17 protein-coding genes and 1 pseudogene are annotated in these 19139 nt (G+C 72.8%); 10 read left to right on the top strand and 8 right to left on the bottom strand.

The genetic code is table 11. From position 1 onward, the window contains the following. Window positions 1–87: 87 nt before the first annotated feature. A complete protein-coding gene (locus ACZ6S4_RS28660) occupies window positions 88–5574 on the top strand; it encodes an ATP-binding protein (protein ID WP_465477870.1) in 5487 nt (1828 codons plus the stop codon). 43 nt (window positions 5575–5617) lie between these two features. Here the strand turns inward: ACZ6S4_RS28660 and ACZ6S4_RS28665 are convergent, their stop codons facing one another. From ACZ6S4_RS28665 to ACZ6S4_RS28685, 5 genes are all read right to left on the bottom strand, one after another. Further along, on the bottom strand, window positions 5618–5917 hold the full coding sequence (locus tag ACZ6S4_RS28665) for a hypothetical protein (protein ID WP_465477871.1): 300 nt from the start codon (window positions 5915–5917) through the stop codon (window positions 5618–5620). 18 nt (window positions 5918–5935) lie between these two features. Continuing rightward, on the bottom strand, window positions 5936–7180 hold the full coding sequence (locus tag ACZ6S4_RS28670) for an amidase domain-containing protein (protein WP_465477872.1): 1245 nt from the start codon (window positions 7178–7180) through the stop codon (window positions 5936–5938). 101 nt (window positions 7181–7281) lie between these two features. Beyond that, window positions 7282–7830, bottom strand: coding sequence for a DUF1062 domain-containing protein (locus ACZ6S4_RS28675; RefSeq protein ID WP_465477873.1), 549 nt, complete (start codon window positions 7828–7830; stop codon window positions 7282–7284). 188 nt (window positions 7831–8018) lie between these two features. Beyond that, window positions 8019–9128, bottom strand: a complete 1110-nt coding sequence (locus ACZ6S4_RS28680) for a sensor histidine kinase (protein WP_465477874.1) — start codon at window positions 9126–9128, stop codon at window positions 8019–8021. After that, window positions 9125–9781, bottom strand: coding sequence for a response regulator transcription factor (locus tag ACZ6S4_RS28685; RefSeq protein ID WP_465477875.1), 657 nt, complete (start codon window positions 9779–9781; stop codon window positions 9125–9127). The genes ACZ6S4_RS28680 and ACZ6S4_RS28685 overlap by 4 nt, the downstream gene beginning before the upstream one ends. A gap of 6 nt (window positions 9782–9787) precedes the next feature. Here ACZ6S4_RS28685 and ACZ6S4_RS28690 point away from each other — a divergent pair, with 6 nt between their 5' ends. From ACZ6S4_RS28690 to ACZ6S4_RS28705, 4 genes are read left to right on the top strand one after another with little or no spacing between them, the layout of a single operon-like run. Beyond that, window positions 9788–10453, top strand: coding sequence for a hypothetical protein (locus tag ACZ6S4_RS28690; protein ID WP_465477876.1), 666 nt, complete (start codon window positions 9788–9790; stop codon window positions 10451–10453). Continuing rightward, window positions 10450–11490, top strand: a complete 1041-nt coding sequence (locus ACZ6S4_RS28695) for an efflux RND transporter periplasmic adaptor subunit (RefSeq protein WP_465477877.1) — start codon at window positions 10450–10452, stop codon at window positions 11488–11490. Before ACZ6S4_RS28690 ends, ACZ6S4_RS28695 begins: the two co-directional genes overlap by 4 nt. After that, window positions 11487–12143 carry an ABC transporter ATP-binding protein gene (locus ACZ6S4_RS28700; RefSeq protein ID WP_465477878.1) on the top strand — a complete coding sequence of 219 codons (657 nt, stop codon included), beginning with the start codon at window positions 11487–11489 and terminating at the stop codon, window positions 12141–12143. The genes ACZ6S4_RS28695 and ACZ6S4_RS28700 overlap by 4 nt, the downstream gene beginning before the upstream one ends. A gap of 44 nt (window positions 12144–12187) precedes the next feature. Beyond that, window positions 12188–13330, top strand: coding sequence for an ABC transporter permease (locus tag ACZ6S4_RS28705; protein ID WP_465477964.1), 1143 nt, complete (start codon window positions 12188–12190; stop codon window positions 13328–13330). Window positions 13331–13332: 2 nt separating this feature from the next. Here the strand turns inward: ACZ6S4_RS28705 and ACZ6S4_RS28710 are convergent, their stop codons facing one another. Then, window positions 13333–13860 carry a CGNR zinc finger domain-containing protein gene (locus tag ACZ6S4_RS28710; RefSeq protein ID WP_465477879.1) on the bottom strand — a complete coding sequence of 176 codons (528 nt, stop codon included), beginning with the start codon at window positions 13858–13860 and terminating at the stop codon, window positions 13333–13335. 82 nt (window positions 13861–13942) lie between these two features. Between ACZ6S4_RS28710 and ACZ6S4_RS28715 the strand changes: the two genes are divergently transcribed. Both ACZ6S4_RS28715 and ACZ6S4_RS28720 read left to right on the top strand, forming a co-directional pair. Then, window positions 13943–14803: an alpha/beta fold hydrolase gene (locus tag ACZ6S4_RS28715; protein WP_465477880.1), complete on the top strand. Its 861-nt coding sequence runs from the start codon at window positions 13943–13945 to the stop codon at window positions 14801–14803. A 68-nt stretch (window positions 14804–14871) separates the two neighbouring features. After that, on the top strand, window positions 14872–15117 hold the full coding sequence (locus ACZ6S4_RS28720; RefSeq protein WP_465477881.1) for a hypothetical protein: 246 nt from the start codon (window positions 14872–14874) through the stop codon (window positions 15115–15117). Between the two features lie 8 nt (window positions 15118–15125). Here ACZ6S4_RS28720 and ACZ6S4_RS28725 read toward each other — a convergent pair whose 3' ends face one another. Next, window positions 15126–15926: an alpha/beta fold hydrolase gene (locus tag ACZ6S4_RS28725; RefSeq protein ID WP_465477882.1), complete on the bottom strand. Its 801-nt coding sequence runs from the start codon at window positions 15924–15926 to the stop codon at window positions 15126–15128. A 92-nt stretch (window positions 15927–16018) separates the two neighbouring features. Between ACZ6S4_RS28725 and ACZ6S4_RS28730 the strand changes: the two genes are divergently transcribed. Further along, complete coding sequence (locus ACZ6S4_RS28730; RefSeq protein ID WP_465477883.1) at window positions 16019–17083, top strand: sigma-70 family RNA polymerase sigma factor; 1065 nt, start codon at window positions 16019–16021, stop codon at window positions 17081–17083. Here ACZ6S4_RS28730 and ACZ6S4_RS28735 read toward each other — a convergent pair. Further along, window positions 17042–17281, bottom strand: a pseudogene (locus tag ACZ6S4_RS28735) (STAS domain-containing protein); the annotation flags it as partial. The gene ACZ6S4_RS28730 and the pseudogene ACZ6S4_RS28735 sit on opposite strands and share 42 nt — an antisense overlap. Before the next feature lie 44 nt (window positions 17282–17325). Here ACZ6S4_RS28735 and ACZ6S4_RS28740 point away from each other — a divergent pair. Both ACZ6S4_RS28740 and ACZ6S4_RS28745 read left to right on the top strand, forming a co-directional pair. Continuing rightward, the gene (locus ACZ6S4_RS28740; RefSeq protein WP_465477884.1) at window positions 17326–17733 is read left to right on the top strand and encodes an SRPBCC family protein; all 408 of its coding nucleotides are present in this window, start codon (window positions 17326–17328) and stop codon (window positions 17731–17733) included. Between the two features lie 37 nt (window positions 17734–17770). Then, window positions 17771–19084: a PP2C family protein-serine/threonine phosphatase gene (locus ACZ6S4_RS28745; RefSeq protein WP_465477885.1), complete on the top strand. Its 1314-nt coding sequence runs from the start codon at window positions 17771–17773 to the stop codon at window positions 19082–19084. The last annotated feature ends 55 nt before the right edge of the window (window positions 19085–19139 follow it).

Here is a 19139-nt window from a genome sequence, read left to right on the forward strand (position 1 = left end):
TAATCAAGGAGGGTGGAGATCAGGTGGAGGCGGCGCTCCGGGACCCGGACGTCGCCTTCTGTGCGTTGCGCTTGGGAGGCTCAGCCGGTGTTCAGTCGTGTCGCCATCGTCAACCGTGGAGAAGCCGCGATGCGGCTCATCCACGCTGTCCGGGATCTTTCGGCGGAAACCGGGACGCGGATCGAGACGATCGCCCTCTACACCGATTCCGATCGCACCGCGACCTTCGTCCGCGAGGCCGACCACGCGTACCTGCTGGGCCCGGCCGCCGCGCGCCCCTACCTCGACCTGGCCGTGCTGGAGCGGGCGCTGGTGGAGACCCGGGCCGACGCGGCGTGGGTCGGCTGGGGCTTCGTGGCCGAGGACCCGGCGTTCGCCGAGCTCTGCGAGAAGGTCGGGGTCACCTTCGTCGGGCCCAGCGCGGACGCGATGCGCAAGCTCGGCGACAAGATCGGCGCCAAGCTCATCGCCGAGGAGGTCGGCGTCCCGGTCGCTCCGTGGAGCCGCGGCGAGGTCGCCACGCTCTCCGACGCCCTGGCCGCGGGTGACCGGATCGGTTACCCGCTGATGCTCAAGGCCACCGCGGGCGGCGGCGGGCGCGGCATCCGGATGGTCGCCTCGGGTGCGGACCTGGCCGACGCGTACGAGCGCACCAGCCAGGAGGCGCTGCGCGCGTTCGGCTCCGGTGTCGTCTTCCTGGAGCGCCTGGTCACCGGCGCCCGCCACGTCGAGGTGCAGGTCATCGCCGACGGGCAGGGCACCGCGTGGGCGCTGGGGGTGCGTGACTGCTCGGTGCAGCGGCGCAACCAGAAGGTCATCGAGGAGTCGGCCTCCCCGGTGCTCTCGCCGGAGCAGACCGCCGAGCTCAAGGCGTCGGCCGAGCGGCTCGCCGTGGCCGTCGGTTACCGCGGCGCCTGCACCGTCGAGTTCCTGTACCACCCGGGCGAGAAGCTGTTCGCCTTCCTGGAGGTCAACACCCGGCTCCAGGTCGAGCACCCGATCACCGAGATCACCACCGGCACCGACCTGGTCCGGCTCCAGCTGCACGTGGCCGGGGGCGGGCGGCTGACCGGCCCGCAGCCGGCCGAGTCCGGCCATGCCGTCGAGGCCCGGCTGAACGCCGAGGACCCGGACCGCGACTTCGCCCCGTCACCCGGGCGCATCACCCGGCTGGTGCTGCCGGCCGGGCCCGGCATCCGGGTGGACACCGGGGTCAGCGAGGGCGACACCATCCCGGCCGACTTCGACTCGATGATTGCCAAGATCATCGCGTACGGCCGGGACCGGGACGAGGCGCTGGGCCGGCTGCGCCGCGCGATGGCCGAGACCACCGTGATCATCGAGGGCGGCACCACCAACAAGAGCTTCGTGCTCGACCTGCTCGACCAGCCCGAGGTCATCGACGCCAGCGCCGACACCGGCTGGATCGACCGGGTCCGCGCGCAGGGCCGCCTGGTCAGCCACCGGCACTCGGCGATCGCCCTGGCCGTGGCCGCGATCGAGGCCTACCAGGACGAGGAGGAGGTCAGCCGGCAGCGCCTGCTGGCCACCGCGCACGGCGGCCGGCCCCAGGTGCAGCACGAGATCGCCCGCCCGCTCGACCTCAAGCTGCGCGGCGCCTCCTACCGGGTGAGCGTCGCCCGGGTCGGCCGGCAGCGTTTCCGGGTCGGCATCTCCGGCGGCGGCGACATGCACCCGGCCGACGTCGAGGTGGAACGCTTCGACGCGCACAGCGGCCGGGTCGTGGTCAACGGCCACCGGTTCCGGCTGGTGTCGGCCACCCACGGCCCGATCCACCTGGTCGAGGTCGACGGGGTCACCCACCGGGTCAGCCGCGACGAGGGCGGCGTCGTGCGTTCGCCCGCGCCCGCACTGGTGGTGGCCACGCCGCTGGCCGTCGGGGACGAGGTCGAGGCCGGCGCGCCGATCCTGGTGCTGGAGAGCATGAAGATGGAGACGGTGCTGCGGGCGCCGTTCCGGGCCCGGGTGCGCGAGTGCCCGGTGTCGGTGGGCAGCCAGGTCGAGACCGGTACGCCGCTGATGCGCCTGGAGCCGCTCGCCGAGGAGGGCGCCGAGGTGCAGGCCGCGGGGGCCGGCGAGACCGTCGAGGTGGACCTGCCCGGCGAGCCCGCTGACGTGTCCGCCGCCGACCGCGTCGAGCGTGGCCTGCAGGACCTGCGCAGCCTGCTGCTGGGCTTCGACGCCGACCCGCGCGACCGCAAGCGCCTGCTGACCGGCTATCTGGCCGCCCGGGCCGAGCTCGGCGGCCAGCCGCTGGCCGGTGAGCTGACCGTGCTGACCGTCTTCGCCGATCTGTCGGAGCTGAGCCGCAACAAGCCGGCCGGTGACGTGGAGGTCGAGCCGGGCAGCCCGGTGCACAGCCCCCGCGAGTACTTCCACAGCTACCTGCAGAGCCTCGACGTCGAGCGGGCCGGGGTCACCGAGGCGTTCCAGGTCAAGCTCCGGCAGATGCTGGCCCACTACGGCGTCAACGACCTGGACCGGACGCCGGAGCTCGAGGCCGCGGTCTTCCGGATCTTCCTGGCCCAGCAGCGCATGTCCACCGACGTCGCCGTGGTCTCGGAGCTGCTGCGGCAGTGGCTGGCCGGGCCGCCGCCGGCCGAGTCGCTGAGCGAGCGGGCCGGGCTCACCCTGGAACACCTGGTGGAGGCCACCCAGGTGCGCTTCCCCGCGGTGGCCGACCTGGCCCGCGGGGTGGTGTTCCGCTGGTTCGTCCAGCCGCTGCTGCGCCGCAACCGCGCCAAGGTCTACGCCGCGGTCCGCGAGGAACTCCGCTACCTGGACAACAATCCGGACGCCGCCGACCGCGCGGAGCGCATCCAGGCCATGGTGGCCAGCGCCGAACCGCTGGTGCGGCTGATCGGGCAGCGGATGGGCCGGCCCGGCCGCGACCACGCCGCCCTGCTGGAGGTGCTGACCCGCCGCTACTACGGCAACCGCGGGCTGTCCGAGGTGAGCGCACGCGACCTCGCGGGCTGCCGGTTCGTCACCGCCGTGCACACCGGCTCGGAGCGGGTGACCCGCGTGGTCACCACCGCCGTGGACATCGCCGCCCTGCCGGACGCCCTCGACGCGGTCGGCACGCTGGCCGCCGAGGTCACCGAGCGCGGCCTGGTCGCCGACCTCTACGTCACCTGGGAGGACCAGCCCGACGCCGACGCGATGGCGGTCCGGCTCGGTGAGCTGCTCGCCGTGTGCAGCCTGCCCGCCGGTGTCCGCCGGATCACCACGACCGTCGCCGGCACCAGCGGCGCGGTCATGCACCACCACTTCACGTTCCGGCCCGACGGCACGGGCTTCGCCGAGGACAGGCTGATCCGGGGCCTGCACCCGCAGATCGCGCGGCGCCTGCAGCTGCAGCGGCTGCGCGAGTTCGATCTCACCCGGCTGCCGTCGGCGGACGAGGAGATCTACCTGTTCAAGGCGGTGGCCAAGAGCAACCCGGCCGACGAGCGGCTGTTCGCGATGGGTCAGGTCCGTGACCTGACGCCGCTGCGCGAGGCCGACGGCCGGCTGGTCGCGCTGCCCGCAGTGGAGGACGCGATCACGGCCGGCCTGGACGCGATCCGCAACATCCAGGCCCAGCGCCCACCGAACAAGCGGTTCGACACCAACCGGATCATGATGTACGTCTGGCCGGCCACCGAGCTCACCAGCGACGAGCTGAACGCCCTGGTCCAGCGCATCCTGCCGACCTCGGCCGGGGCCGGGCTGGAGGAGGTCCAGTTCGTGGCCCGCCAGCGCAACGCCGCGGGCGAGCTGACCGAGGTGGCCGTCCGCATCATCCTGGATCCGGGCAACGGCGCGCAGCTGCACGTGGACAAGCCGTCGACCGAGCCGGTGCAGCCGCTGGACGACTACCGGCAGAAGGTGCTGCGCGCGGCCCGGCGCGGCAACATCTACCCGTACGAGCTGACCGGGCTGCTCGCCGGGCCCCAGGGCAGTTTCGTCGAGCACGACCTCGACGAGAACGGCGTGCTCGTGCCGGTGGACCGGCCCAGGGGCCGCAACTCCGCGGCGATCGTGGCGGGCGTCGTCACCACCCCGACCGAGCGGTACGCCGAGGGCGTCACCCGGGTCGTGCTGCTCGGCGACCCGACCAAGGCCCTGGGCGCGCTGTCCGAGCCGGAGTGCTCGCGGGTGATCGCCGCGCTGGACCTGGCCGAGCGGATGCGGGTGCCGCTGGAGTGGTTCGCGCTGTCGGCGGGCGCGCGCATCTCGATGACCTCGGGCACCGAGAACATGGACTGGGTCGCGGCCGCGCTCAAGCGGATCGTCACGTTCACCCAGCAGGGCGGCGAGATCAACATCGTCGTCGCGGGCATCAACGTGGGCGCCCAGCCGTACTGGAACGCCGAGGCGACGATGCTCATGCACACCAAGGGCATCCTGGTGATGACGCCGGACTCGGCGATGGTGCTCACCGGCAAGCAGTCGCTGGACTTCTCCGGCGGCGTGTCGGCCGAGGACAACTTCGGCATCGGCGGCTACGACCGGGTGATGGGCCCGAACGGCCAGGCGCAGTACTGGGCGCCGAGCCTGCCGGCGGCCCGCGACGTGCTGATGGCGCACTACGACCACACGTACGTCCTGCCCGGCGAGAGCGGGCCGCGCCAGGCGCGCACGGACGACCCGGTGGACCGTGACGTGTCGTCGTTCCCGCACACCTTCCCGGGCAGTGACTTCGCCACCGTCGGGCAGATCTTCTCCACCGAGCACAATCCGGACCGCAAGAAGCCGTTCGACATCCGTACGGTGATGCGCGCCCTGGCCGACCAGGACCACCCGGTGCTGGAACGCTGGGCGGGCATGGCCGACGCGGAGACCTCCGCGGTGCAGGACGTGCACCTCGGCGGCTGGCCGGTCTGCCTGATCGGGATCGAGTCGCGGTCGGTGCCGCGGCGCGGTTTCCCGCCCACCGACGGCCCGGACACCTACACGGCGGGCACGCTGTTCCCGCGCTCGTCGAAGAAGACCGCCCGGGCGATCAACGCGGCGTCCGGCAACCGGCCGGTGGTGGTGCTGGCCAACCTGTCCGGCTTCGACGGCTCCCCGGAGTCGATGCGCAAGCTCCAGCTGGAGTACGGCGCCGAGATCGGCCGGGCGATCGTCAACTTCGAGGGCCCGATCGTGTTCTGCGTGATCTCCCGCTACCACGGCGGCGCGTTCGTGGTGTTCTCCAAGGCGCTGAACCCGACCATGACCGTGCTGGCGCTGGAGGGCTCGTTCGCCTCGGTGCTCGGCGGTGCCCCGGCGGCGGCCGTGGTGTTCTCCGGTGAGGTGAACACCCGTACGGCGAACGACCCGCGGGTGACCGAGCTGCAGACGCGGATCGCGGCGGCCACCGGCGCCGAGCGGGCGGCGCTGAACGCGCAGCTGGGCGAGGTGCAGTCGGCGGTGCGCGCGGAGAAGCTCGGCCAGGTGGCGGCGGAGTTCGACCGGGTGCACAGCATCCAGCGCGCGGTCGAGGTCGGCTCGGTGGACGCGATCATCAAGGCGGCCGAGCTGCGGCCCCGCATCATCGAGGCGATCGAGCACGGTCTGAAGCGCTGAGGCGTACGGCCGGCCGCGGCGCCCCCGAACCGCGGCCGGCCTGTCAGGTGCCGAAGGTGTCCAGCACGGTGGTGAGCCGGCCGGCTCCCTGCGCGTCGGCGTTCGCCGCCTCGCCGGCCGAGACGGTCAGCGCCTCGCCCAGCTCGGCCGTGGAGTCCACCGTCTCCCGCATGCGCTGCTCCCAGACCGTGCGGCAGTTGGTCAGTGACGCCGCGGCCAGCCAGCCGGGGTTGGCCTGGGCCGCGACGTCGCTGAGGTGGAACAGCGAGCGCAGCTTCTGCTTGGCCTCGTCGGCCAGCGCCCGCAGGTCGTCACCGGCCGTCGCGACCTGAGCCGGTCGCATATTGATGCTCATCCCGGCCTACCAGGTCTGCTGCGGCCGGACGATGACCACGCGCTGATCACCCTCGACCACCTCGTTGGTCGGCAGCCGCCCGTCCAGGCTGGCGTCGAGGCGGGAGGCGGTGTGCTGGGTGTAGTGCACGTCGCCGTCCGGGGTCACCGACGTGACGACCGCGGCGTGGTGCACGCCGCCCTCGGCGATGGGGCCGCCGGGCGCTGCCTGCTCCCAGTAGATGACGTCGCCGGGCTGGGCGCCGGACAGCGGGATCTCGCTGCCGCCGTTGTCCAGGAAGAAGTCGCGCTGCCGGTCCGACACCGTCCAGGCCGGGGTGTGGGTGTAGTCCCGGGCGTCGAGCCAGTCCCACCCGGTCTGCGCGCCCTGGCTCCAGCCGTCCTGGTACGCGCCGCCGAAGTCGTCCAGCTTCGGCGCCAGCCCGGCGTTGGACAGCGCGTACGAGACGAAGTTGGCGCAGTTGTTGTCGAAGATGTCGATGTCGCGGTTGAACGCGTTCTGCTGCGCCCAGCGCACCGCCTCGACCCGGTTGTAGCCGCCGTCGCCCTCCAGCCGACTTTTGACGTCCTCCGGCAGGCCCGGCAGGTCGTAGAGCTCGACCGGGACGGCCCGCTCGAACGCGGCCCGGTCCTGCGGTGGCAGGGCGTTCCACCAGGCGGCCACGGTCGCCGGGTCCTGGCCGATCGGCAGGGCCTCGGCCAGTAGCTCCACCTGGGAGCGGGAGGCGTTGCCCTGGACGTGGTCGACGGCCCAGTCCCGGTCGGTGTTGAACACCGCGGCGGCGAGCTCGTCGAGCTGGTTGCGGGCCTCCACGTCGATCCGGGTCGCCGAGTCGAGCGCCTCCCGGATCAGCGCGTCGGCTTCGCGCAATGCCTCGGGCGGCGCCGTGCTGCCCGCCGGGGCGGTGACCCGCCCGTCGGCGTCGACGGTGAAGCCGTTGCGGCGCGCGTAGTCCACGGCGGACTCCAGCGACCGGCGGATCGGACCGATCGAGTCATCCAGGCCGTAGAGGATCGACACCACGCCGTGCATCGTCCCGGCGGCGGTCAGGTACGAGTTGGCCAGGGCGTCGAGCTCGGCGCCGGCCTCGGCGCCCACCTGGTCGGTCCAGTTCTCGGCGACCTTGGCCGAGCCCCGCTCGAAGATGCCGTTCGCGGCGTCCTCGGACTCGCGGGCGAGGGCGGCCCAGGTGTCGGCGGCCCGGCCCCACTCGTCCGGCCGGGCGGCGAGGAGATTCTCGAAACTCACCATGACGGCACCGTAGGCCGGGCGGGACCACGGATCCGGGCCGTGGCAGCAAGCGGCCAGCCGGCCTGTCCGGCGGATCGCGCCGGACAGGCCTGCCGGATCGCTCAGCGCTTGAGCGTGAACGTGAAGTCGCCCGAAAGCCTGCCGGTCAGGCGGACCGCTGAGACGAGGCATCCCTCGGCCAGCAGTCTCGCGACCTCGGCCCGGGAGAAGCCGAAGCCGTCGGCGATCAGGCGCACCGGCCGTACCGGGATCGGCGCCGCGAAACGTACCGACACCTCGATCGCCTCGCCGTCCGGCTGGTCCGGTTCACCGGTGTCGAGGCGCCAGGCGCCGTCCCAGTCGAGGGCGATGCGGTTGCGGCGCCACACGAGCGGATCCTGGAGCAGCTCGGCGGTCAGGCCGAGGTCGTTGTCATGCAGCCGGTCCAGGATCTCCGGCCGGACGGAACGCACCGTCACGCGTTCGAAGAGGGTGAGTTTGGTGGTCTCCCCGCAGCCGGTGCACAGCGCGAGCAGCCAGGCGTCGATGAGCTTGTGGTTGGCGTTGACCCGGAATTTGCCGCTGGCCCGGAAGCGCTGCGAGGCGCACCCGTGGCAGCGGCGGATGACGAGGGGCAGGCGGGTGGGCACGACCACCCAGTTTCTGGACATGGAGATACACCGGTCCCAGTGAGAAGTCCGCAGCGAAAAGGCGCCCGTCGCACAGCGGCGACGCGCGATGAATCAGCGCTCAGGAGGTCTCACAGGACGTACAACGGCATGTCCTCACCGAGGAGACAGGGCGCGAGCACGGTAACGGCGTACGGAACCGCGAAGCCACCGGTTTTCCGGCGGCCGCTCTAGTACGCCGCTGGCAGGGTGACCGTCACGACCAGGCCGCCCTCGTCGCGTGGCACGGCGTGCACGTCACCGTCGTGGGCCCGGGCCACCGCGCGCACGATCGACAGGCCCAGCCCGACGCCGGGCCCGGCCAGCCGGTCGGTGCCGAGCCGGCGGAACGGCTCGAACAGGCCCTCCACCTCGTACCGCGGCACCACCGGCCCGGTGTTGCTCACCTCCAGCGTGGCCAGCCCGTCCTTGGCGTACGTGGCCACCCGCACCCAGCCGCCGGGCACGTTGTGCCGCACCCCGTTCTCGACGAGGTTCTGCACCAGCCGTTCCAGCAGCACCGGGTCGCCGACCGTGGCCGCCTCCGCGAGCTCGACCTGGATGTCGGTCCCGCTGACGTGCGAGGCGATGTCCGCCAGGTCCACGTATGCGCGCTCGGTCAGCTCACGCTCCGAGCGGGCCAGCAGCAGCAGCCCGTCGATGAGCCGGCCGTGCCGGTCGTTGATCGCCAGCAGGGTCGTGCCGAGCTGGCGTACCTCCGGTGACGCCTGCTCCTCGTGCAGGGCCACCTCGAGCAGGGTCCGGTTGAGGGTCAGCGGGGTGCGCAGCTCGTGCGACGCGTTGGCGATGAACCGGCGCTGGCCGTCGAACGAGCGGTCCAGCCGGGTCAGCATCAGGTCGAAGGTGTCCGCCAGCTGCTTGATCTCGTCGTCCGGGCCGGCCAGCGCGATGCGCTCGTGCAGGCCGCGGTCGGCCGCCGGGGACTCGGCGATGCGCCGGGCGGCGTCGGTGATCCGGTGCAGCGGTTGCAGCATCCGTCCGGCGATCAGCCAGCCCAGCGCGATCGCGGCGGCCCCGACCACCAGCAGCGCGATGCCGCCCTGGGTGATCAGCGCGGACAACGCGTCGTCGCGGGTGTCCTCGATGACCCGCTGGAAGATGACATCGGGTCTCGCCGCGTCCGGCGGTGGCTGTCCGGCCATGCTGCCGCCGGTGATGAGGGCTTTGGCCGGCAGCTGCTGCTTCACCAGGACGTAGGTGAAGCCCAGCAGGACGACGCCGGCGGCCAGGAACAGGCCGCCGTACACCAGGGTCAGCCGGCCCCGCACGGTGAGCTTCATCCGATCCGATACCCCACTCCTGGCTCGGTGAGCAGCACCGGCGGGTTGCCGAGCTTGCGGCGCAACTTCAGGATCGTCATCCGTACGGCGTGGGTGAACGGATCCGCGTTCTCGTCCCAGGCCTTCTCCAGCAGCTGCTCGGCCGAGACCGCCGTACCGTCGGCGCGCAGCAGCTCGGCCAGCACGGCGAACTCCTTGCGGGACAGCGGCACGTACCGTCCGTCGCGGAAGACCTCGCGCCGGTGCGGATCCAGGCTGATCCCGGCCCGGCGCAGCACCGGGGGTGCGGCCGGCCGCGACCGGCGGCCCAGCGCGGCGACCCGGGCGGCCAGCTCGCGGAAGGCGAACGGCTTGGGCAGGTAGTCGTCGGCGCCCAGGGCCAGCCCCTCGACCCGGTCGTCGATGTCCGCCGCCGCGGTCAGCATGATGATCCGGGCGGTGGTGTCGCGCCCGGCGAGCTGCCGGCACACCTCGTCGCCGTGCACGCCGGGCAGGTCCCGGTCCAGGATCACCACGTCGTAGTCGTTGACCTCGGCCCGTTCCAGCGCGGCGGCGCCGTCGTAGACCACGTCCACCGCGTGGGTGTCGTGGCGCAGACCCGCCGCGACGGTGTCGGCCAGCAGCGGCTCGTCCTCGACCACCAGGATGCGCATGCCTCCATGGTGACCCAAGGTCACGTCACCTGGGCGTCACGGTTCGGCGTGACGGCCGGGAAACCCGCCGGGGACTTCACTGCTTCCCGTGGCGGCCGCCCGGCCGCCGACGAGGAGACGACGATGCGGACCACCAGGATCTTGGCGCTCGGCCTGCTGCTGACCATGGCGGCGGCCGGGTGCGGGAAGGCGGCGGAGGGCGACCAGGTCGCCTCGGCGGGCGGTGCACCCACGGCGAGCACCAGCGCCGCGGCCGCCCGGGACGACGACGCGCCCCTGAAGTTCTCCCAGTGCATGCGCGAGCAGGGCATGAGCTGGTTCCCCGACCCCCAGCCGGGCGGCGGGCTGCAGATCAAGGTTCCCCAGGGTACGGACAAGGCGAAGTTCGAGGCGGCGATGGCGGCCTGCAAAGAGTGGGCGCCCGACGGTGGCGACCGGGGCCCGGCCGACCCGCAGCAGCTCGAACAGGGCCGGCAGATGGCCCAGTGCATGCGCGACAACGGGGTGCCGGACTTCCCCGACCCGCAGGCCGACGGCAGCATCCGGCTCGACGGGGACAAGATCGGGAAAGGTCCCGGCGACCCCGCCTTCGACAAGGCCGAGCAGGCCTGCTCGAAGTTCCGCCCGGGCGGTCCCGACGCCCCCAGGAGCCAGGAAAAGAGGGAGGGATGAGCCGGCGGACGGTCTACGCCGCGGCGGCTGTGGCGCTGACGGCGGGTGCCGCGGCCGCGGTCGTGGTCGCCCTGCCGGACGCGCAGGAGCAGGCGCAGGCGTCCGCTCCGACGGCCACGGCGGTGGTGAAGAAGGAGACGCTGGTCGACACCGAGACCACCGACGGCGAGCTGGGGTACGGCGACCCGACCGCCCACGCCTCCCGGCTCGCGGGCACCGTCACCGCACTCGCCGCCGAGGGCTCGACGGTGACCCGGGGCCAGGCCCTGTACCGGATCGACGATGACCCGGTCGTGCTGCTGTACGGCTCCCTGCCCGCGTACCGGACGTTGTCATCGGGGGACACGGGCAGGGACGTCAAGCAGTTCGAGCGGAACCTGTGGGCGCTGGGCTACCGGGGCTTCACCGTGGACCGGACGTACTCGTCGGCGACCGCCTCGGCCGTTCGGGACTGGCAGGACGACCTCGGGCTGGCCGAGACCGGGACGGTCGACCCGGCCCGGATCGTCTATGCGAGCGGCGCGGTCCGGGTCGACAGCCGCGCGGCGGAGCCGGGTGATGTCGTGCAGCCCGGCACCGACCTGCTGGAGACGACCGGCACCGGCCGGGTCGCCACCGTGCAGCTCGACATCTCGGATCAGCGGCTCGCCCGCAAGGGCGCGGCCGTGCGGGTGACCCTGCCCGACGGCAAGGCGGTCGCCGGGACGATCAAGGGCGTCGAGACCGTGGTCACGCCGGCGGAGGGCCAGCAGGAGGCGTCGACCAGCCTGTCGGTGACCATCGGCTTCGCCCAGGCGCCGGCCGGCCTGGACCAGGCCTCGGTCAGCGTCGAGTTCACCGCGGCGAAGCGGCCCGGCGTGCTGACGGTCCCGGTCGCGGCGCTGCTCGCGCTGGCCGAGGGCGGGTACGGCCTGGAGGTCGTCGACGGCGGCCGCAGCAGCATCACCGCGGTGGAGACCGGCCTGTTCGCCGACGGCCGGGTCGAGGTCTCCGGCAACGGGATCGCGGCCGGCACGACGGTGGGCGTGCCGTCATGACGGTGATCGAACTGGCCGGCGCGACGAAGTCCTACCCCGGCGGCGTCACCGCGCTCGACGGGGTGGACCTGAGCGTCGAGTACGGCGAACTGGCCGCGGTCGTCGGCCCGTCCGGCTCCGGCAAGTCGACGATGCTGCACCTCATCGGCACGCTCGACCGGCCGTCGGCGGGCACGGTCCGGATCGACGGGCACGACGTGTCCCGGCTCTCCGACCGGCAACTGTCGGCGTTGCGGGCGCGCCGGATCGGCTTCGTGTTCCAGCAGTTCCACCTGGCTCCCGGCCGTACCGCGGTGGCGAACGTGGCCGACGGCCTGCTGTATGCGGGCGTACCCCGCAAGGAGCGGGAGCGGCGCGCCGAGGCCGCGCTGCACCGGGTCGGTCTCGGGGCCCGGCTCGGGCACCGCCCGCACCAGCTCTCCGGCGGGGAACGCCAGCGGGTCGCGATCGCCCGCGCGGTCGCCGGGGATCCGGCCCTGCTGCTGGCCGACGAGCCGACCGGCAACCTGGACTCGGTCGCCGGGGCCGGGGTGGTGGAGCTGCTGCGGGAGCTGCACGCCGCCGGTACGACCGTCGTGGTGATCACCCACGACCGCGAGCTGGCGGCCGACCTGCCTCGGCAGATCTCGATGCGCGACGGGCGGGTGAGCTGACCGTGACCGTCCTGACACCGGCCCGGTTGCGGGTCGCCGACCTGATGCGGGTCGGCCTGTCGGGCCTGCGGGCCCGGCCGTTGCGTGCGGTGCTGTCGTCCCTGGGCATCGCGATCGGCATCGCGGCGATGACGGCGGTGGTGGGCATCTCGTCGTCCAGCCGGGCCGACCTGGACCGGGCCCTGGCGGCGCTGGGCACCAACCTGCTCACGGTCGGCCCGGGCAACACCATGTTCGGCGACGACGCGACGCTGCCGGACGAGTCCGTGTCGATGATCGAGCGGATCGGGCCGGTGCGCGCGGTGGCCGCGACCGGCACGGTCCCGGACACGGCGGTGTACCGGACCGACCGGATCCCGCAAGCGCAGACGGGCGGCATCTCGGTGGCCGCGGCCCAGCTGGACCTGCCGTCCACGGTGGGCGCCACGGTCACGTCCGGGTCGTGGCTCAACGCGGCGACCGCGCGGTATCCGGCGGTCGTGCTGGGCGCCACGGCGGCGCGGCGGCTGGGGTCCGTGCCGGCGGTCTACCTGGGCGGGCGGTGGTTCACGGTCACCGGGGTGCTGGCGCCGGTGCCGCTGGCGCCGGAACTCGACTCGGCGGTCCTGGTCGGCTGGCCCGCGGCGGCGTCGTATCTGGGCTTCGACGGGCACCCGACCACGGTCTACACCCGGTCCGACGACGCCCAGGTCACGGCGGTCCGCGACGTGCTCGCGGCGACGGCGAACCCGGAGAACCCGGACGAGGTCAAGGTCTCCCGGCCCTCCGACGCGCTGCAGGCCCGGCAGGCCACCAACCGCACCTTCACCCAGCTGCTGCTCGGGCTCGGGGCGGTGGCGCTGCTGGTCGGCGGGATCGGGGTGGCCAACACGATGGTGATCTCGGTGCTGGAACGCCGGGCGGAGATCGGCCTGCGCCGCTCGCTCGGGGCCACCCGGGGCCAGATCCGGGTGCAGTTCGTGGCCGAGTCGCTGCTGTTGTCGCTGGCCGGCGGGGCCGGGGGAGTGCTGCTGGGATTCGCGGTGACGGCACTCTACGCGACGACGCAGGCGTGGCCCACGGTGGTTCCGCTGTGGGTGCTGCTGGGCGGCGTGGCCGCGACGGTGGTGATCGGGGCGGTGGCGGGTCTGTATCCCGCGATCCGGGCGGCCCGGCTGGCGCCGACGGAGGCATTGGCCGCCGCCTGAGCTCAGCTGCCCGCCGGCCGCGGACGCCGCGAGCGTTCGTAGTGCCGGCGGGCCTTCATCTTGTTGCCGCAGGTGGCCATCGAGCACCAGCGGGCGTTGTTGGCCTTGCTCCGGTCGATGAGGAACAGCGCGCACTCGTCGTTAGTGCACGGCCGCAGCCGCCCCGGACTGGTCCTGACCAGCGCATCCCAGGCCAGGACGGCGCGCACCACGACGGCCCGCCCGCCGTCGATGTCCAGCGCCCAGCTGAGGCCGCTGCCGGAGATCTCCGGCCGGGGCCGTACGCCGTCCAGCAACGGGGTCAGGGACTCGGGCGGCCGCTCACCGCGGACGACGGCCCGGAGCGCATCGCGAGCCGCACGCAGGAGCTGTCGATCGGTCACCGGCACGTCCGGGGCGTACTCCCGGAGCCAGGTGCGGGCGGACTCGTCGTCGCCGAGCGCGTCCTGAACGCTGCCGTCGACCACCGGAGCGCTGTTGAGCAGGGCCAACAGGGCCGCGTCGTCGGCACCGGTACCGAGCTCGATCATGCCTAACCTCCATACGTCTCTTGACAGGTTATAGCATCGCCTGCTTGTGTCTAACCATCAAAAGTCCTCATGGAGGTTAGTCATGACCGCGATCCACCACCGCTACGCGACCGTCGACGGGCACCGGCTCTTCTACCGGGAGGCCGGAACCCCCGGAAAGCCGGTGCTCGTGCTGCTGCACGGCTTCCCGACCAGCTCGTTCATGTTCCGCAACCTCATCCCGCTGCTGGCCGAGGATCACCACCTCATCGCCCCGGACCACCTCGGGTACGGCCTGTCCGACGCGCCCCCGGCCGACGAGTTCGGCTACACCTTCGACGCGTTGACCGACCTCACGACCGGCCTGCTGCAGCAGCTCGGCATCACCCGGTACGCGATCTACGTGCAGGACTACGGCGCCCCGATCGGCTGGCGGCTGGCCCTGCGCGACCCGGCCGCGATCACCGCGATCATCACCCAGAACGGCAACGGCTACGAGGCCGGCTTCGTCGAGAGCTTCTGGACGACCGTGTGGGACTTCCACCGGGAACGGACACCGCAGACCGAGGCCGCCGTCCGTGAGGCGCTGACGTGCGAGGCGATCCGCTGGCAGTACCTCACCGGCGTCGCCGACCCCACCCTCGTCGACCCGGAGACCTGGTTGCACGACTTCGCCCTAGTGTCGCGTCCGGGCAACGACGCCGTCCAGGTGAGCCTGTTCGCCGACTACGCCACCAATCCGCCGCTGTATCCGCGCCTGCACGAGTACCTGCGGACCAGCCAGGTGCCGCTGCTGGCGGTGTGGGGTCGCGGTGACGAGATCTTCGGCCCGGCCGGTGCCCGGGCGTTCGCCACCGACCTGCCGGACGCTCAGATCCACCTGCTCGACGGCGGCCACTTCCTGCTGGAGTCCGCCGTGGACGAGGTGGCCGGGCTCATCCGTCCGTTCCTGGCGAAGCTGTAGCCCCGGACGGGTGACGTCGGACGGAGCGGCTGTGGTGACGGGTGCTCGTCCGGGGGATAGTCACCGGTATGGATGCAGACTCCGGGCAGGAGGCGGCCCGTGCCGCGCACCTCGACGACCGTGAGCGCCGGCTGGACCGCCTCGAGGAGCAACGCAACGGGAGCCACGGGGCCCGGGATCGCGCCGCCGACGCGCGTGAGCTCGCCGCCGACGAGCGGGAACAGCGGGCGGACCTGCGGGAGGTGTTGGCCATGGAGAAGCTCCTGCAGTCCGGGGCCGGGGAGGCGCCGCCCCGTACCGACCCCGGCGACTGACCCCGGGCTCACTCCTGATCGAGGAAGGCCAGGGTGACCGCGGCGAACAGCGGTGACAGGAACAGGTTGTAGTGGGTGAGGCCGGGCAGGACGGCCAGCGCGTGCCCGCCCTTGGGGCGGGACTCGCCCATCCAGCCGCCGTCGCGCAGACCGCCGTCGAGCAGGCCGAAGACCTCGACGTAGTGGCTCGGCGGGGCCATGTCGGCGTCGGCGGCCACCACCAGCGTCGGCACCCGCAGGCCGCGGACCTCCTCGGTGAAGTCGAAGTCCTGGGCCATCGCCACGCCGATCTTGTCGAGCAGCCGCGGGAAGTCCTCCGGGCGCGGGGCCACCCGCTGGTAGAGCTCGTACATCGGGGTCTCCTTCATGAACTCCACCGCCGCGGCGCTCACCTGCCCCTGCTGCTGCAGGATCTCCGGGTAGGTCGCGTCCCGGCGGATGCTCGCCGACGCCGCGACCAGGCGGCCGACCTTCTCCGGGAACTGGAACGCCACCTGGAAGGCCACCCCGCCGCCGAGCGAGTAGCCGACCACGTCGGGCCGGTCCAGCCCGAGGTGGTCGATCAGGGTGGCGACGTCGCCGGCCATCAGGCGTACGTCCAGCGGCCGGTCGATGTCGGCGGTCCGGCCGTGGCCCTGCAGGTCGACGGTGATGACCCGGTGGTGGTCGGCGAGCACGGGCAGGATCGGCCCGAACATCTCACCGGAGCCGAGGCCACCGTGCAGCAGGATCAACGGCGCGCCGGTCCCGTGCGACTCGTAGTAGAGGTTGATGCCGTTGACGTCGGCGTACTGGCCGGTGCCGGTCATGATGACTCCCTGGTGTCCGGGGTTGAGGTGACGGGGGGTAGACCGGGCGGGCGGCGCGAACTAATCGGTCGCCGGGCCGCTACGTTGAGCCGGTGGAGGATGTGGCGATCGAGCAGCGGCTGGAGGCCTACCGGCCCGAGCTGACCGGCTACTGCTACCGGATGCTCGGGTCCGCGTTCGAGGCCGAGGACGCCGTGCAGGACACGCTGATCCGGGCCTGGCGCGGCTACGACCGGTTCGAGGGCCGCGCGGCGCTGCGGTCCTGGCTGTACCGGATCGCGACGAACGTCTGCCTGACGATGCTGGACAGCGCCCAGCGCCGGGTGCGCCCGATGGATCTCGGCCCGGCCGGGTCGGGCCGGGCCACCGATGCCGGCGAGCCGCGCCCGGACGAGATCTGGGTCGGGCCGGTGCCGGACAGCCGGTTGCTGCCCGAGGGCGCCGACCCGGCCGCCGTGGTCGCCGAGCGCGAGTCGGTCCGGCTGGCGTTCATCGCCGCGTTGCAGCACCTCCCGCCGCGGCAGCGGGCCGTGCTGATCCTGCGTGAGGTGCTGGCCTGGTCGGCGCAGGAGGTGGCCGAGCTGCTCGACACGTCGGTGGCCGGTGTCACCAGCGCGCTGCAACGGGCCCGGGCCACCATCGCGGCCGCGGACACCACCGCCGACCCGCGCACCCCGCTCGACGACGAGCAGAAGGCGCTGCTCGCGCGGTACGTGAGCGCGTTCGAGGCGTACGACCTGACGGCGCTGACGGCTCTGCTGCACGACGACGCGACTCTGTCCATGCCGCCGCTGCCGCTGTGGTTCCGCGGCACCGGCGACATCGTGGCCTGGATGGCCGGCACGGGCAGCGGTTGCCGCGGCTCCCGGCTGGTGCCCGTGACGGCCAACGGCATGCCCGCTTTCGGTCAGTACCGCCGCAGCGCGGGCGGCACGGGCCACGACCCCTGGGCGCTGATCGTGCTGGAGATCTCAGCCGGGCGGATCACGGCCGTCACCAACTTCCTCGACACCGCCCACCTGTTCCCGCTGTTCGGCCTCCCGCCCCACCTGGGGCAGGACGTCGGTCAGGCCGACCAGTCGCAGCAGCCGGGACAGCTCAGCGCCGGCGCCACCGAGGACGAGCTCGCAGCCGTGCCGCCGGGCGGTCAGGCGTAGCCGGGCCAGCGCGTCGACCGTCACCACGTCGGGCCGCACCACGCCGGCCACGTCGCAGATCACGACGCTGCCGGTACGCCCCCGCAGCAGGTCGGCGAGGCCGGCGCACAGGACGGGCACGTCCGCGCGGGTGACCGTCGTGCCGACGGAGAAATGGGCGGCCATGGTGATGAGACCGGCGCCGGCCCGGGAACTCATCGCTGCCCGGGCCTGGACCGCACGCCGTGCCGCACCATGGGTGGGTGGAATTCGCCTGGCCGGCCTTGCGCCGTGAGATCACCGTCGAGGGCCCGCGCGCCACCGACGACGTCTGGGACCGCTATGTGCGCCCGCAACGGTGGCCGGAGTGGTCACCCCAGATCCGTTCGGTCGACTACCCGGTTGCGCTGCTGGCGCCCGGCACCACCGGCGTCGTGCGCGGGCCTGCCGGTCTGCCGGTGCCCTTCCAGGTCATCGGCGTGGACGCCGCGGGACCGGTGCGGACCTGGTCGTGGACGGCGTCGGCGGCCGGGGTGAAGCTCACCCTGCTGCACACCGTCGAGGCCACCGCCACGGGTACGCGGACCGGCCTCACTGTCGTCGGCTTCGCGCCCGCAGTCGCGGGTTATCTGCCGATGGCTTGGTGGGCGCTGCGCCGTCTGGTGCACTGACCGCTGGGCGCCGGCCGGCGCGTCTATGCTCCGTGCCGTGACCACCAGCGAGACGAGCGGTATGGATCTCACCGAGGTACTGCTCGCCGTCGAGAAGGCGGCTCCGGTGGACGCCGTCCGGGCGGTGACCCGCAAGATCGGGCTGCGCCTCGACGCGGTGTGGGTGTCGTTCCTCGTGGCCGACATGAGCGGCCGCGCCCTGGTGCGCCTGGTCCACCTGCCGGTCGGTGCCGTGTCGGGCGAGCGCTGCCAGGACGAGGACGTCGCACTGGTCCTGCCGTTCGACGGTGGCCCGCAGGAGCAGGCACTGCGCGCTCAGCGGGCGCTCGTCGAGCAGTCCGGCAACGAGTTCGTGGTACGGGCACCCGTCACCCAGCGTGGGGAGGCGATCGGCCTGCTGGAGATCGCCCTGTCCACCGCGCCGTCGGAGGAGATCGTGCGGCGGGTGTCGCGGGCCGCGCACACCCTGGCCTTCGTGGTGATCGCCAATCGCCGGCACACCGACCTGTTCGAATGGGGCCAGCGCACGACACCGTTCACCCTGGCCGCGGAGATCCAGCGGCGCCTGCTGCCGTCCTCGTTCACCTGTGAGGCCGACTCGTTCACCCTGGCGGCCTGGCTGGAGCCGGCCGCGAGCATCGGCGGGGACACGTTCGACTACAGCCTGGCCCGCGACCTGCTGCACCTGAGCATCACCGACGCCGTGGGGCACGGCGTGCACAGCGCACTGACGGCCACCCTCTGTGTGGGCGGGCTGCGTAACGCCCGCCGCCGCGGCAGCACCCTGCTCGAGCAGGCCGAGGCCGCGAACGAGGCGCTGGTCGGGAACGCCTCCGACCGGTCGCTCTTCGTCACCGGCATTCTCGGCCGGCTGGACCTGCGGACCGGATCCCTCGCTGTCGTGAACGCCGGACACCCGGCTCCGCTCCTGGTCCGCGACGGTGTCGTGCAGGCTGTCGCGTTGCCGGTCAACCGGCCGTTCGGCGTGCGGGGCCGGCGGCCCTTCGAGGCCACTCAGCTCGACTTGCAACCCGGAGACCGCCTGGTCCTGCTCACCGACGGCATGCTGGAACGCGGCGCCGCGGCGCTGGACCTGCCCGGGCGGTTGCACGACCTCTGCGACCTGCACCCCAGGGAGCTGGTTCGAGTGCTGGGCGACCTGGTCCTCGCGGTCGCCGGCCCCTCCGGCACCCTGCCCGACGACGCCTGCATGCTGATCCTCGACTGGCACGGCGGCCACGGCGACACCCGCAGCACCGATGCCGGCGCCGACCCGCGGCGCGCCAGCAGCCCCGCGTCCGAGGACTCATCCTCGGGTGATGCACGAGGAAATCTAGGTGCGGCCACCTAGACTTTCTCGGAGTCTTCAGCTAACGTTTCTCTGGTCAACAGCGAGGAACGACGAA

This window comes from Actinoplanes sp. NPDC051405 (assembly GCF_055586185.1).

Bases quoted from the DNA above. Each gene is read 5' to 3' on its own strand.
- ACZ6S4_RS28720 (WP_465477881.1), top strand. From the start codon at position 14,872: ATGGATGCAGACTCCGGGCAGGAGGCGGCCCGTGCCGCGCACCTCGAC.
- ACZ6S4_RS28670 (WP_465477872.1), bottom strand. From the start codon at position 7,180: ATGGTGAGTTTCGAGAATCTCCTCGCCGCCCGGCCGGACGAGTGGGGC.
- ACZ6S4_RS28710 (WP_465477879.1), bottom strand. From the start codon at position 13,860: ATGATCGAGCTCGGTACCGGTGCCGACGACGCGGCCCTGTTGGCCCTG.
- ACZ6S4_RS28695 (WP_465477877.1), top strand. From the start codon at position 10,450: ATGAGCCGGCGGACGGTCTACGCCGCGGCGGCTGTGGCGCTGACGGCG.
- ACZ6S4_RS28685 (WP_465477875.1), bottom strand. From the start codon at position 9,781: ATGCGCATCCTGGTGGTCGAGGACGAGCCGCTGCTGGCCGACACCGTC.
- ACZ6S4_RS28715 (WP_465477880.1), top strand. From the start codon at position 13,943: ATGACCGCGATCCACCACCGCTACGCGACCGTCGACGGGCACCGGCTC.
- ACZ6S4_RS28675 (WP_465477873.1), bottom strand. From the start codon at position 7,830: ATGTCCAGAAACTGGGTGGTCGTGCCCACCCGCCTGCCCCTCGTCATC.
- ACZ6S4_RS28705 (WP_465477964.1), top strand. From the start codon at position 12,188: ATGCGGGTCGGCCTGTCGGGCCTGCGGGCCCGGCCGTTGCGTGCGGTG.
- ACZ6S4_RS28680 (WP_465477874.1), bottom strand. From the start codon at position 9,128: ATGAAGCTCACCGTGCGGGGCCGGCTGACCCTGGTGTACGGCGGCCTG.
- ACZ6S4_RS28690 (WP_465477876.1), top strand. From the start codon at position 9,788: ATGGTGACCCAAGGTCACGTCACCTGGGCGTCACGGTTCGGCGTGACG.
- ACZ6S4_RS28700 (WP_465477878.1), top strand. From the start codon at position 11,487: ATGACGGTGATCGAACTGGCCGGCGCGACGAAGTCCTACCCCGGCGGC.
- ACZ6S4_RS28725 (WP_465477882.1), bottom strand. From the start codon at position 15,926: ATGACCGGCACCGGCCAGTACGCCGACGTCAACGGCATCAACCTCTAC.
- ACZ6S4_RS28665 (WP_465477871.1), bottom strand. From the start codon at position 5,917: ATGCGACCGGCTCAGGTCGCGACGGCCGGTGACGACCTGCGGGCGCTG.